General features: G+C 72.9%; 11 protein-coding genes. 5 read left to right on the top strand and 6 right to left on the bottom strand.

All coding sequences use genetic code 11. From position 1 onward, the window contains the following. Positions 1-37 precede the first annotated feature (37 nt). On the bottom strand, positions 38-1,489 hold the full coding sequence (locus Aiant_RS24800; protein ID WP_189329232.1) for an NAD(P)H-hydrate dehydratase: 1,452 nt from the start codon (positions 1,487-1,489) through the stop codon (positions 38-40). A gap of 16 nt (positions 1,490-1,505) precedes the next feature. After that, positions 1,506-1,874, bottom strand: a complete 369-nt coding sequence (locus Aiant_RS24795; protein ID WP_189329231.1) for a holo-ACP synthase — start codon at positions 1,872-1,874, stop codon at positions 1,506-1,508. Between the two features lie 131 nt (positions 1,875-2,005). Here Aiant_RS24795 and Aiant_RS24790 point away from each other — a divergent pair, with 131 nt between their 5' ends. Both Aiant_RS24790 and Aiant_RS24785 read left to right on the top strand, forming a co-directional pair. After that, positions 2,006-2,290 (top strand): hypothetical protein, encoded by a 285-nt coding sequence (locus Aiant_RS24790; RefSeq protein ID WP_189329230.1) that lies wholly within the window; start codon positions 2,006-2,008, stop codon positions 2,288-2,290. Beyond that, a complete protein-coding gene (locus tag Aiant_RS24785; RefSeq protein WP_189329229.1) occupies positions 2,287-3,783 on the top strand; it encodes an alpha/beta hydrolase in 1,497 nt (498 codons plus the stop codon). The genes Aiant_RS24790 and Aiant_RS24785 overlap by 4 nt, the downstream gene beginning before the upstream one ends. A gap of 14 nt (positions 3,784-3,797) precedes the next feature. Here Aiant_RS24785 and glmS read toward each other — a convergent pair whose 3' ends face one another. Beyond that, positions 3,798-5,681, bottom strand: coding sequence for a glutamine--fructose-6-phosphate transaminase (isomerizing) (gene glmS, locus Aiant_RS24780; RefSeq protein ID WP_189329228.1), 1,884 nt, complete (start codon positions 5,679-5,681; stop codon positions 3,798-3,800). A gap of 155 nt (positions 5,682-5,836) precedes the next feature. On the opposite strand from glmS, the gene Aiant_RS24775 reads away from it, so the two are divergent. Then, positions 5,837-6,538 (top strand): MmpS family transport accessory protein, encoded by a 702-nt coding sequence (locus tag Aiant_RS24775; protein ID WP_189329227.1) that lies wholly within the window; start codon positions 5,837-5,839, stop codon positions 6,536-6,538. A 59-nt stretch (positions 6,539-6,597) separates the two neighbouring features. Then, a complete protein-coding gene (locus Aiant_RS24770) occupies positions 6,598-7,737 on the top strand; it encodes a pyridoxal phosphate-dependent aminotransferase (protein ID WP_229829930.1) in 1,140 nt (379 codons plus the stop codon). A 5-nt stretch (positions 7,738-7,742) separates the two neighbouring features. Here Aiant_RS24770 and glmM read toward each other — a convergent pair whose 3' ends face one another. The 3 genes from glmM to rplM all read right to left on the bottom strand — a co-directional run bounded on the left by glmM (position 7,743) and on the right by rplM (position 10,258). Next, positions 7,743-9,095 (bottom strand): phosphoglucosamine mutase, encoded by a 1,353-nt coding sequence (glmM, locus tag Aiant_RS24765; protein ID WP_189329225.1) that lies wholly within the window; start codon positions 9,093-9,095, stop codon positions 7,743-7,745. Between the two features lie 183 nt (positions 9,096-9,278). Next, positions 9,279-9,794 carry a 30S ribosomal protein S9 gene (gene rpsI / locus Aiant_RS24760; protein WP_280528206.1) on the bottom strand — a complete coding sequence of 172 codons (516 nt, stop codon included), beginning with the start codon at positions 9,792-9,794 and terminating at the stop codon, positions 9,279-9,281. A 20-nt stretch (positions 9,795-9,814) separates the two neighbouring features. Beyond that, positions 9,815-10,258: a 50S ribosomal protein L13 gene (rplM, locus tag Aiant_RS24755; RefSeq protein WP_109598659.1), complete on the bottom strand. Its 444-nt coding sequence runs from the start codon at positions 10,256-10,258 to the stop codon at positions 9,815-9,817. A 637-nt stretch (positions 10,259-10,895) separates the two neighbouring features. On the opposite strand from rplM, the gene Aiant_RS24750 reads away from it, so the two are divergent. After that, a complete protein-coding gene (locus tag Aiant_RS24750; RefSeq protein WP_189329224.1) occupies positions 10,896-12,026 on the top strand; it encodes a uroporphyrinogen-III synthase in 1,131 nt (376 codons plus the stop codon). Positions 12,027-12,609: the final 583 nt, after the last annotated feature.

The following is a 12,609-nucleotide window of genomic DNA, read 5'->3' as shown; positions in this document are numbered from 1 at the left end:
TCATCCACCCTACTGAGGGGTATGACAATTCCCCGGTTCAGCCCAGCAGATCGGCGACCACCGGGCGCACCGCGGCGGCCACGTCCGGCGCCGTCACCGGCCCGTCCAGCGCCGCCCGGCGCCCGGCGAGGCCGTGCACGTACGCCGCCGCCACCGCGGCCCGGACCGCCGGCAGCCCGGCCGCGAGCAGCGACCCGAGCAGCCCGGCCAGCACGTCGCCGCTGCCCGCGGTGGCCAGCGCCGCGGTGCCGGTGGGATTGGCCCAGATCTCGCCGCCGGGTGTCGCCACGATCGTCCGGTCGCCCTTGAGCAGCACCACCGCGTTGGTCCAGGCGGCCAGTTTGGCCGCGGCGGCCATCCGGTCGCTGCCCGGCGCCTCCCCGGCCAGCCGCTTGAACTCGCCGTCGTGCGGGGTCAGCACCAGCGGCGCGTCCCGGCGCAGGTCCTCGGCGTGCTCGCCGCCGACCAGCATGGTGATCGCGTCGGCGTCCAGCACCACCGGCAGCGGGGTGGCCAGCACGCTGCGCAGCTCGGTGCGGGCCTGGTCACCGGTGCCCAGCCCGGAGCCGCAGACCCAGGCCTGCACGCGGCCCGCGTCGGCCACCCGGGGAGCGGCCACCACCGACGGGTGGGCGCGGACCACCTCGCGGTGGGCGCTGCCGGCGTACCGGACCATCCCGGTCGGGCCGGCCAGCGCGCCGGAGGTGGAGAGCAGGGCCGCGCCCGGGTACGCCGCCGAGCCGGTGGCCAGGCCGACCACGCCACGGGTGTACTTGTCCGAGGTCGCTCCGGGCGTCGGCCACCAGGCCGCGATGTCGGCGGCCTCGGCCACCCGCACCGCCGGGTCGGCGACCAGCGCCGGGCCGAGTCCGATGTCGACCAGCTCGATCTGCCCGCAGCGGGGCGCGGCGGGACCGGCCACGTGCGCCGGTTTCAGGCAGCCGAAAGTCACCGTGACGTCCGCGGTGACCGCCTCGCCGGGCACGTCGCCGGTGTCCACACGCACCCCGCTGGGCACGTCGACGGCCACCACGACGGCCCGCTCGCCGGTCCGCCCGCGCAGGTCACCGAGGCGGCGCACGATCGCGGCCGCGTCCGGGCGCAGCCCGCCGGTGGCGCCGATCCCGACGATCCCGTCCAGCACCAGGTCCGCCCGGGGCGGCAGGTCGGTGGTGGTGAACCCACCGGCCCGGCGCAGCGCGGCGAGCCCGGCCAGATGCACCCGTTCCGGGGTGAGCAGCAGCGCCCGCACCTGCGCGCCGCGTGCGGCCAGCGCGGCGCCGGCATAGAGCGTGTCCCCGCCGTTGTCACCGCTGCCGACCAGCAGCAGCACCCGGGCGCCGTAGACCCCGCCGGTGTCGCCGAGCAGCAGCGCGCATCGCCGGGCCAGGCCGGCCGCGGCCCGCTGCATCAGCGTGCCCTCCGGCAGCGTCGCCATCAGCGCCTTCTCCGCCGCGCGCACGTCGGCCACCCGCCATGCCTGCCGCATCCGTCCTCCCCCAGTCCTAGGCCTCGGCCACCACCATCGCGGACGCGATCCCGCCGTCGTGCGACAGCGACAGGTGCCACCGGTTGATCCCGCGCTCGGACGCGGCGGCGGCGACCGTACCGGAAACGGTCAACCACGGCCGTCCGTCCGGATCGGTGACGATCTCGCAGTCGTGCCAGCGCAGCCCGGCCGGTGCGCCGAGCGCCTTGGCCACCGCCTCCTTCGCGGCGAACCGGGCGGCCAGCGACTCGGGCGACCGCGGGTTGCCCGACCCGGTCAGGCGCTCCGCCTCGGTGAACAGCCGGTCCCCGAGCAGCGGGGTCCGGTCCAGCGCACGGGCGAAGCGGTCCACCAGGACGACGTCGATGCCGACAGACACGATCACAACGGACAACCCTAGTCCTCGCCGAACGCCCTGTGGACGAGCCGCGAGCGTTGTCCACAGGGCGGTCACGGGCCTCCCGGAATCGGCCTACCGTGGCGCATCCGTCCCCCGGAGCGCAGGAGGCTGCCGCCATGAATCCCGATCTCGACGTCGACGCCACGGAGCTGCGCCGGGCCGCCTCCGCGATCCTCGCGACGGCGTCCCGGGTGCGGGCCGCCGCCTCGGCGCCACCGCCCGTGCCCGGCCCACGCTGGGCGTCGTCCGGCGCCACGTCCACCGCCGCGGACGCGGCCGAGCAGGGCTTGCTCACGGTCGGCGCGGATCTCACGACCGCGGCGGATCAGATCGAGACGACCCTTGCGGCGTACGGCGACGCCGACCACCGTGCCGCCACCCGCCTGCGGGCCGTGCGATGACCGACGTCGCCGCCCGGGTGACCTACACCCGGCTCCGGGCCACCGACCCGGCCCGCTGGTCCGCCACGGCGCTCGCCTGGCGGCGCTGGGCCGCGCTGCTCGGCGTGCTCTGCGGCGAGTTCGGCCCGCTGGCCGCCAAGGTGCGCGCGGCCTGGTCCGGCACCGCCGCCGAGGCCGCGGCCACCCGGCTCGGACGGCTCCGCCACCGGCTCGTGCTGGTCCGGCTGCTGTGCTGGCGGGCCGACCAGATCCTCAGCGAGTTCGCCGCGGCGCTGGCCCGGGCCCGGGCGCTGCTCGACCGGGCGCGGGCCACGGCGCGGGCCGGTGGCCTGACCATCGACGACACCGGCCGGGTCACACCCGGCCGGGCACCACAGCTACCGGCAGCTGAGCAGGCCACGGCTGAGCTGGCCACGGCGCTGCGGGTGGCCGGGTCGGCCGACCGGAGCGCCACCGCCCGGCTGGCCGAGCTGGCCGTCACCCCGATCCCGCCGCCCGGCCCGGACCGGCCGGACTGCACGGCGACCCCGGCCCAGGTCCATCGATGGTGGGCCGGCCTGTCCCCGGCCGAGCGGATGTCCCTGCTGGCCACCGAGCCGGGCGCGGTCGCCGGGCTGGACGGTGTGCCGGTGGCCGACCGAGACCTGGCCAACCGGCTGCTGCTCGCCGACCGCCGCGACCGTCTGCTGCACTCCGGTGGCACCCCGGACGCGGGCAAGCTGCGCGGGCTGGACCGGCTCAGCGACCGGCTGGCCGACGATCGCGGCCCCCGGGCGTACCTGCTCGGGCTGGACGTCTCCGGCGACGGCCGGGCCGTGGTGGCCCTCGGCGACCCGGACCACGCGGCGAACGTGCTGACCCACGTGCCGGGGATGACCTCCGACCTGGCCTCGCTCGGCGGCGAGCTGACCCGGGCCGAGCGGGTCGCGGCCCGGGCCGGCGAGCTCGGGCCGGAGGCGGCGACCAGCTCGGTGCTGTGGCTGGACTACGACGCGCCGGACTTCCTGCACGAGGCCTGGTCGGCGAAACAGGCCGAGGCCGGGTCGGACGGGCTGCGGCGCTTCCAGGACGGCCTGCGGGCCACCCACGACGGCCCGGCGGCGCGGCAGACCGTGCTCGGGCACAGCTACGGGTCACTGGTGGTCGGCAAGGCCGCGACCGGCGGGCTGGACGCGGACCGGGTGGTGTTCGTCGGCTCACCGGGCGTCGGCGTCGACTCGGTGCGGCAGCTCGGGATCCCGGCCGACCGGGTCTTCGCCTCGACCTCGATCAGCGACCCGATCCAGTACCTCGCGGTCGCGCCGGGCCGGCCGGGGCTCGGGCCACCGCTGACACCGACCGAGCATCTGTGGTTCGGCCACGACCCGAGCGATCCGCGGTTCGGCGCGCGGGTCTTCGGCACCCAGTGGAACGGCGGCCACGTCGGTTACTGGGACCAGGGCAAGCCGGCCCTCGACGCCCTCGCCCGGATCACGCTGGGCGGGGCGCCATGAGGGCCGGCGGCGGACTACTCGACGGTGACCGACTTGGCCAGGTTCCGCGGCTGGTCCACGTCGTTGCCGCGGGCGGCGGCGATCTCGCAGGCCAGGATCTGCAGCGGCACCGTGGTCATCAGCGGGGCCAGCAGGGTCGGGGTCGGCGGCACGGTGATCAGGTGGTCGGCGAAGGCGGCGACGCCCTCGTCGCCCTCCTCGGCGATCACGATGGTCCGGGCGCCACGGGCGCGGACCTCCTGAATGTTGGAGACCACCTTGTCGCGCATCACGCCGCGGCCGGCCGGCGACGGCACGATGCAGACCACCGGGGTGCCGTCGTCGATCAGCGAGATCGGGCCGTGCTTGAGCTCGCCGGCCGCGAAGCCCTCGGCGTGCATGTACGCGAGCTCCTTGAGCTTCAGCGCGCCCTCCAGCGCCACCGGGAAGCCGACGTGCCGCCCGATGAACAGGATCGTCGACGCGGTCCGCAGGTCGCGGGCCAGGGCCCGGACGTCCTCCATCCCGTCCAGCAGGGTGCGCAGGCTGTCCGGGGTGTTCTGGAGCTTCTCCACCACGGCGGCGACCTCGTCGGCGTACATCACGCCGCGGATCTGGGCCAGGTGCAGGCCGATCAGGTAACAGGCGACCAGCTGGGTGAGGAACGCCTTGGTGGAGGCGACGGCGATCTCCGGGCCACCGTGGGTGTAAAGCACCGCGTCCGACTCGCGCGGGATGGTGGAGCCGTTGGTGTTGCAGATCGCGAGCACCCGGGCCTTCTGCTCCTTGGCGTGCCGCAGCGCCATGAGGGTGTCCATGGTCTCGCCGGACTGGCTGATCACGATCACCAGCGTGGAGCGGTCCAGGATCGGGTCGCGGTAGCGGAACTCGCTGGCCAGCTCCACCTCGCAGGGGATGCGCACCCAGTGCTCGATGGCGTACTTGGCGACCATGCCGGCGTGGTACGACGTGCCGCACGCCACGATGAACACCTTGTCCACGTCCCGCAGGTCCTGGTCGGTGAGCCGCACCTCGTCGAGGATGATCTCGCCACGGTCGCTCAGCCGGCCGAGCAGGGTGTCGGCGATGGCCTGCGGCTGCTCGGCGATCTCCTTGAGCATGAAGTACTCGTAGCCGCCCTTCTCCGCGGCGGACAGGTCCCAGTCGACGTGGAACTCCTGCCCGGTCGCCGGGGCGCCGTCGAAGTCGGTGATCTCGATGCCCTCGGGGGTGATCAGGACGACCTGGTCCTGCCCGAGCTCGATCGCCTCCCGGGTGTGCTCGATGAACGCCGAGACGTCGCTGGCGAGGAAGTTCTCCCCGTTGCCGCGACCGACCACCAGGGGCGAGTTGCGCCGCGCGGCGACCACCGCGCCGGGCACCTCGACGTCGACGGCGAGCAGCGTGAACGCACCCTCCAGCCGGCGCACCACGCGTCGCATGCCCTCGGCGAGCAGCGCCGGGCCGCTCACCGCGCCGGACTCGCGCAGCGCCCGCACCTCGGCGGCGAGCAGGTGCGCCGCGCACTCGGTGTCGGTGTCGCTGCGGAACTCGACGCCGTCGGCCTCCAGCTCGGCGCGCAGCCGGGCGAAGTTCTCGATGATGCCGTTGTGGATGACGGCGACCCGGCCGTCGGCGGAGAGGTGCGGGTGGGCGTTACGGTCGGTCGGCCCGCCGTGTGTGGCCCACCGGGTGTGCCCGATGCCCGTGCTGCCCGCGGCGATCCCGTCGGCGGCACGCTCGGCCAGCGCCTTCTCCAGGTTGGCCAGCTTGCCGGCCCGCTTCTCGGTGCGAACCTCGTCATTGTCGATGACGGCGACGCCCGCGGAGTCGTATCCGCGGTACTCCAGCCGCCGAAGACCATCGAGAACGATGCTCAGGGCCGGACGATTGCCTACGTAACCCACGATCCCACACATGCCGGGCAGCGTAGCCGACTTTCGCTCAAACGTCATGCTCGAGAAGCACCGTTACGAGCATGGTACGTGATCGGAAACATAGACCTGCTGGTGGGGCGCTGCCGCCGGGGTGCGCCTTTGGCGTACCGTCGGCAATCGGCTACCTGGAGGGAAAGATGAGCGATCACCGCGAGCCACCACGGCCGCCGGATTTCACTCCGGGCCAAGCCCCGTTGCCGCCCTACGAGCCGCCCTCGGAGTACCCGCCCACTTCGGCGTTCCCTCCGGTCGGCTACCCGCCCCAGCCCGGCTATCCGCCCCAGCCCGGCTATCCGCCGCCGGGTTATCCGGCGCCACCCGGATACCCGCCTTACCAACCTCCGCCGCGCCGCAGCAACGTCCCGCTGATCGCCGTCGTGCTCGCCGTCGCCCTTCTGCTCTGCGGCGGCGTGGTCACCACCAGCGTGCTGCTCGTCCAGCGCGCCGCCGACAAGGCGAAAGAGGCCGCCGAGAAGCTGCCCGACGCGCTCCCGACGGCGGCGCCGACCACCCTGCCGAGTGACCTGCCGGATGTGCCGGGCCTCACCGACGGCGACCCGGTCACCGTCAAGTACGAGGTGACCGGGACCGGAAAGGCGACGATCATCTACACCGAAAAGCTCGGCGAACTGCCCATCACGATCAAAAAGACGAAACTCCCGTGGAAGCTGACGCTGACCATGGAGGGGGCGTCGTTCGCCTCGGTGACCGCGATCCGCGAGTCCCTGGAGGACGGCAGCATCGGTTGCAAAGTGATCATTGACGGCGCATCGGTCGCCGAGCACACCGCGTCCGGGCCGGCCGCCACCGCCACCTGCAACAAACTGGTCTTCAACTGACCGACCCGCCGAGAGCGACCCTGAGGAGCCTGGTGAGCACGGACCCGCTGGTCGAACGGATGCGCCCGTTCGGGACCACGATCTTCACCGAGATGTCCGCGCTCGCGCTCCGCACCGGCGCGGTCAATCTCGGACAGGGATTCCCGGACACCGACGGCCCGGCCGAGATGCTCGCGGCCGCGGCCGAGGCGCTGCGCGGTGGCGCCAATCAGTACCCGCCGCTGGCCGGCATACCCGCGCTGCGGCACGCGATCGTCGCGCACGAGCAACGGTTCTGGGGGCTGACCCGGGACCCGGACACCGAGGTCGCGGTCACCGCCGGCGCCACCGAGGCGATCGCGGCGGCCATCCTGGCGCTCTGCGAGCGGGACGACGAGGTGGTCTGCTTCGAGCCGTACTACGACTCGTACGCCGCCTCGATCACCCTGGCGGGCGCGGTCCGGCGGCCGGTCACGCTGCGTCCCGGCCCGGACGGGCGGTACGGGTTCGACGAGGCGGAGCTGCGCGCCGCGTTCGGGCCGCGTACCCGGCTGGTGCTGCTGAACACCCCGCACAACCCGACCGGCAAGGTGTTCACCCCGGCCGAGCTGGCCCTGATCGCCGAGCTGTGCCAGGAGCACGACACCTACGCGGTCACCGACGAGGTCTACGAGCACCTGGTCTTCGAGGGCGTCCACGTCCCGCTGGCCGGCCTGCCCGGCATGCGCGAGCGCACGCTGCGCGTCTCGTCGGCGGGCAAGACCTTCTCCTGCACCGGGTGGAAGGTGGGCTGGGCCACCGGCCCGGCCCGGCTCGTCTCCGCGCTGCTGCGGGTCAAGCAGTTCCTGACCTTCGTCAACGCGGCGCCGCTGCAACCGGCCGTCGCCGTCGCCCTGGGCCTGCCGGACTCCTATTTCACAGGCTTCACCGCGAGCCTCAAGGCCAACCGGGATCGCCTGGTGGCGGGCCTGACCACGGCCGGGTTCGGCGTGCTGCACGCCGAGGGGACATATTTCGTGACCGCCGACATCCGGCCGCTGGGTGGGACCGACGGCGTCGCGTTCTGCCGCGAGCTGCCCGGGCGCAGCGGCGTGGTGGCGGTACCCACCCAGGTCTTCTACGACCACCGGGACGAGGGCCGGCACCTGATCCGGTTCGCGTTCTGCAAGCGCCCCGAGGTGATCGACGAAGCGGTCGACCACCTCAAGGCACTCGGCTAGCGGGTCTAGGCGGGGCTCGCGGCCCGCACCTCGTCCGCGATCCGGGTGGCGACGGCGAGCGCCTGCTCCTCGGTCGCGGCCTCGACCATCACCCGGACCAGCGGCTCGGTCCCGGACGGGCGCAGCAGCACCCGGCCGGTCTCGCCCAGCTCCGCCTCGGCCAGCGCCACCGCGGCCTGCACGGTCGGCGCGGCCGCCCCGGCCTCCCGGTCGCCGACCTTCACGTTGATCAGCTGCTGGGGCAGCTTGTGCACCACGGCGGCCAGGTCGGCGAGCGACTTGCCGCTGGACGCGAGCTGCGCCATCAGGTGCAGGCCGGTCAGCACGCCGTCGCCGGTGGTGGCGAAGGCCGGCATCACGATGTGCCCGCTCTGCTCGCCGCCCAGGGCCAGCCCGTTGCTCTGCAGGTGCTCCAGCACGTAGCGGTCACCGACCTTGGTCTCGACCAGCTTGATCCCGGACTGCTTCATCGCGATCCGCAGACCCAGGTTGCTCATCACGGTCGCGACCAGGGTGTCGTCGGTCAGCGTGCCGGCGTCGCGCATGGCCAGCGCCAGGATCGCCATGATCTGGTCGCCGTCCACCTCCTCGCCGGAGGCGGTCACGGCCAGGCAGCGGTCGGCGTCGCCGTCGTGCGCCAGGCCCAGGTCCGCGCCGTGCTCCAGCACCGCCTCGCGGACCTTGTCGAGGTGCGTGGAGCCGCACTCCTCGTTGATGTTCAGCCCGTCCGGCTCGGCGTGGATCGCGATCACCTCGGCGCCGGCCTCCCGGTACGCCACCGGCCCGACCTCACTGGCCGCCCCGTTCGCGCAGTCCACCACGACCTTGATGCCCTCGAGCCGGTGCGGGATCGACTCGACCAGGTGCTTGATGTAGTGCTCGGCGCCGTCCAGCAGGTCGTGCACCCGCCCGATCGCGGCGCCGGTGGGCCGGCCGATCAGCCCGTGCCCGTCCTCGATCGCCTTCTCGATGCGCGCCTCGAGCTCGTCGGGCAGCTTCGTGCCGCCGGCGGCGAAGAGCTTGATGCCGTTGTCCGGCATGGGGTTGTGCGACGCGGAGAGCATCACACCCAGGTCGGCGCCGGTCTGCCCCACCAGGTACGCGACCGCGGGCGTCGGCAGCACGCCGACCCGGACCACGTTGGCCCCCGCGCTGGTCAGACCGGCGACGACCGCCGCCTCCAGCATCTCGCCGCTGGCCCGCGGGTCGCGGCCCACGATCGCGAGCGGCTGGTGGCTGCTGTCGGTCTCGACCAGGACCCGGGCAGCCGCGACGGCGACCGAGAGGGCCAGTTCCGGGGTGAGCAGATCGCCGTTCGCGAGACCGCGAACGCCGTCGGTGCCGAAGAGACGCCCCATGGCGGCTTCCTTTCGCCGGTGACACGTGCCCTCAAGCGTGCAACAGCAGACAGCCAGGGCAGGAGTACCGAAACGGCTAGTTGGGGGGAGGGGATGATGCCGGGAGATCATGGTGCCGGGAAAACCACGACGGCCGAGCACGCACCCGGAAAACCGGGAGCGCACTCGGCCGTCGGTGAAAAATCAGCGCTTCGAGTACTGCGGCGCCTTACGGGCCTTCTTGAGACCGTACTTCTTGCTCTCCTTGACCCGGGCGTCACGGGTCAGGAAGCCGGCCTTCTTCAGGGCCGGGCGGTCGTCGGGCTCGCTGGAGATCAGCGCCCGGGCGATGGCCAGACGCAGCGCACCGGCCTGGCCGGTGATGCCGCCGCCACGCAGGTTCGCGAAGACGTCGAACTGCTCGGCGCGCTCGACGGTGCCCAGCGGCTCGCGGATCAGCTGCTGGTGGACCTTGCTCGGGAAGTACTCCTCGAGGTCACGGCCGTTGCAGGTGATCTTGCCGGTGCCGGGGACGAGACGCACCCGGACGATGGCCTCCTTGCGGCGGCCGACGGTCTGCACCGGGCGGTCGCCGGGCCGCGGCGCGCGGACCGGGGCCGGAGCGGGGGTCTCGACGACCACAACCGTCTCAGCGGGCTCCTCGACGGTCTCGACGACAGCCTCGGTCTCGACGGCCTCGGGCTCGATGATGTCGGTCATGCTGCTGCCTTCTCCCGCGCTCACTGCGCGATCTGCTTGATTTCGAACGGCTGCGGCTGCTGCGCGGCGTGCGGGTGCTCAGCGCCGGGGTAGACCTTCAGCTTCTTGATGATCTGACGCGCGAGCTTGTTGTGCGGCAGCATGCCCTTGACGGCCAGCTCGATCGCCTTCTCGGGGCGCTTGGTCAGCAGCTCCTCGTAACCGACCTGCTTCAGACCACCCGGGTAGCCGGAGTGGCGGTAAGCCACCTTGGTCTGCCGCTTGTTGCCGGTCAGGGCGACCTTGCCGGCGTTGATGATCACCACGAAGTCGCCGGTGTCGACGTGCGGGGCGAACGTCGGCTTGTGCTTGCCGCGCAGGAGGGTCGCGGTGTGGGTAGCCAGGCGGCCCAGAACGACGTCAGAAGCGTCGATAATGTGCCACTGACGCTCGATCTCACCCGGCTTCGGGCTGTACGTACGCACAGAATTACCTTGTCTCGTCGTCGGTCTGGGGGCGCGCGCTGATCATGTCGAACAGGGAGTCGACACGAACTTCAAGCACACCCCAGGGGGAGCGCTCGCAGCTATCGCACAACAGCAGGCAACAATACCCGGCCGCGCGGCGCGTGGTCAAAACAGGCTGCCCCTGGGTGAATGGCCCGAGGCGGGACCTCAAACGGTATCCAGCATACTCGGTCTCTGGACGCGCCCAGCCGCGGGTTCCGTAACTGGAGCCGGGCGGCTCTTAGCAGGCTCGAAACAAAAGGGACGCCCGGCCGAAATTCCTCACCGGCACGCTTCCAGACATGCCCAACGGTGCGGACCCCCGGACGACGCGGCTCGGCATTGGCCGACCCGGCGTGTCGGGGCGCACCATGGAGAGACCACCGTCAGGGTTGAGGACGGACCTGACGGTGTTCACCACACCGGTTCGCCGGCGTGGTGAGGAGAAGTCGCGGCGTGCCCCGGACGGAGGCATGGCGAGGACCGTAAGCGTGACATGGGAGCGGGTCGACGCTGAGGACGACGGTTCTCGAGCGTGCCCTTCGGTGGACCGCCCGGCCACGCCGCGACTTCTCGACCTCGTCCCAGCCGTCCCCGGCGGCGGGATCGCCGCCGGATGACCGGCCGGATCCCGGGTGCCCGGCGGCCCGCCCTGGCCGAGCCCGCCGCGACTCTCGCCGGTTACACGATCGGCGTGACGGCCGACCGCCGCCGCGACGAGCTGGCCGGCCTGCTGGAGAGCCGCGGCGCCCGCGTCGTGCTGGCCCCCGCGCTGCGCATCGTCCCGATCGCCGACGACGCCGAGCTGCGCGCCGCGACCCGCGCCTGCCTCGACGATCCCCCGGACATCGTGCTGGTCAACACCGGGATCGGCATGCGCGGCTGGCTGGAGGCCGCGGAGGGCTGGGGCCTGGCCGAGCCGCTGCGCGCCGTGCTGAGCGACGCCTACCTGGTCGCCCGCGGCCCCAAGGCACGCGCCGCGGTGCGCACCGCCGGCCTGCAAGAACAGTGGACTCCGGACGGCGAGGGCTCGGCCGAGGTCGTCGAGCACCTGACCAGCCGGGGCGTGGCCGGGCTCACCGTCGCGCTGCAACTGCACGGCGAGAGCCAGCCGGAGTACACCGAGGCTCTCGAAGCGGCCGGCGCCCGGGTGATCGAGGTGCCGGTCTATCGCTGGGCGCCACCCACCGACCCGGCCCCGCTGCACCGCCTGGTGGATCTCATCACCGGCAAGCTCGTCGATGCCGTGACGTTCACCTCGGCGGCCGCGGTGCACGCCCTGCTGCGCGCCGCCGGTCCGGCCACCGATCCGCTGCTCGACGCGCTCCGCACCGACGTGCTGGCCGCCTGTGTGGGCCCGGTCACCGCCGCTCCGCTGCGCCGCCACGACGTCCCGGTCTCCACGCCGAACCGGGCCCGGCTCAGCGCCCTGGTCCGCACCCTGGTCGAGGAGCTCCCCCAACGCGCCGTGACGATCGAGGTCAACGGCCACGCGATCACCCTGCGCGGACACGCCGCGGTCGTCGACGGCGAACTCCGCCAGCTCGCCCCCGGCCCGATGGCAGTCCTGCGCGCCCTGGCCAACTCGCCGGGCCGCGTCCTCTCCCGCGCGGCGCTCCTGCAGGCCCTCCCCCGCCACGCCGACGAACACGCCGTCGAGATGGCCGTCGCGCGCCTCCGTGCCGCCCTCGCCCTCCCCGGCGTCATCCAGACCGTCGTCAAACGCGGCTACCGCATTCCCGTCTAGCTTTGCTTCGCTTCGCTCCGCGCACAAAACGCCTTGTAACCGGTGAGATGGGCGCGTCTTTTCCGCCGCCGCAAACCCCGCGGCGTCGGAAAAGCCGAGCCCATCTCACCGGCGGCGTTTCGTGAGAAACCTAGGGGGCCTGAGCACGTTCCGGGGTTCGGTGAGCACCGCGGACAGCGAAGACATCCCCTGCGCCAGTGGTGTCAAGCGGCTTGACCCGATCCCGCGTCCGCCCAGGGCGCTGAGGGCCAGCCGGAGAGTGTCGGGCTGGCCCTGACGGCCCTAACCGGGCACGGGAAAGGGCGCTGAGGACCAGCCGGAGAGTGTCGAGCTGGCCCCGATGGCCCTAACCGAGCACGGGAAAGGGCGCTGAGGACCAGCCGGAGAGTGTCGAGCTGGCCCTGATGGCCCTATCCAGGCACGAGACAGGGCGCTGAGGACCAGCCGGCGAGTGTCGAGCTGGCCCTGGTGGCCCTTTCCGGGCATGGGATAGGGCGCTGAGGACCAGCCGGAGAGTGTCGAGCTGGCCCTGACGGCTCTACCCGGGCACGGGAAAGGGCGCTGAGGACCAGCCGGCGAGTGT

It is taken from the genome of Actinoplanes ianthinogenes, assembly GCF_018324205.1.
GTDB lineage: Bacteria > Actinomycetota > Actinomycetes > Mycobacteriales > Micromonosporaceae > Actinoplanes > Actinoplanes ianthinogenes.
The sequence above is the reverse complement of the archived record's forward strand: the minus strand, read 5'-3'. Positions and strand labels throughout refer to the sequence as shown.

Coding starts and splice junctions, on each gene's coding strand:
- Aiant_RS24800 (WP_189329232.1), bottom strand. CDS start 1,489: ATGCGGCAGGCATGGCGGGTGGCCGACGTGCGCGCGGCGGAGAAGGCG.
- Aiant_RS24770 (WP_229829930.1), top strand. CDS start 6,598: ATGCGCCCGTTCGGGACCACGATCTTCACCGAGATGTCCGCGCTCGCG.
- rpsI (WP_280528206.1), bottom strand. CDS start 9,794: ATGACCGACATCATCGAGCCCGAGGCCGTCGAGACCGAGGCTGTCGTC.
- Aiant_RS24785 (WP_189329229.1), top strand. CDS start 2,287: ATGACCGACGTCGCCGCCCGGGTGACCTACACCCGGCTCCGGGCCACC.
- glmS (WP_189329228.1), bottom strand. CDS start 5,681: ATGTGTGGGATCGTGGGTTACGTAGGCAATCGTCCGGCCCTGAGCATC.
- glmM (WP_189329225.1), bottom strand. CDS start 9,095: ATGGGGCGTCTCTTCGGCACCGACGGCGTTCGCGGTCTCGCGAACGGC.
- Aiant_RS24750 (WP_189329224.1), top strand. CDS start 10,896: ATGACCGGCCGGATCCCGGGTGCCCGGCGGCCCGCCCTGGCCGAGCCC.
- Aiant_RS24790 (WP_189329230.1), top strand. CDS start 2,006: ATGAATCCCGATCTCGACGTCGACGCCACGGAGCTGCGCCGGGCCGCC.
- Aiant_RS24775 (WP_189329227.1), top strand. CDS start 5,837: ATGAGCGATCACCGCGAGCCACCACGGCCGCCGGATTTCACTCCGGGC.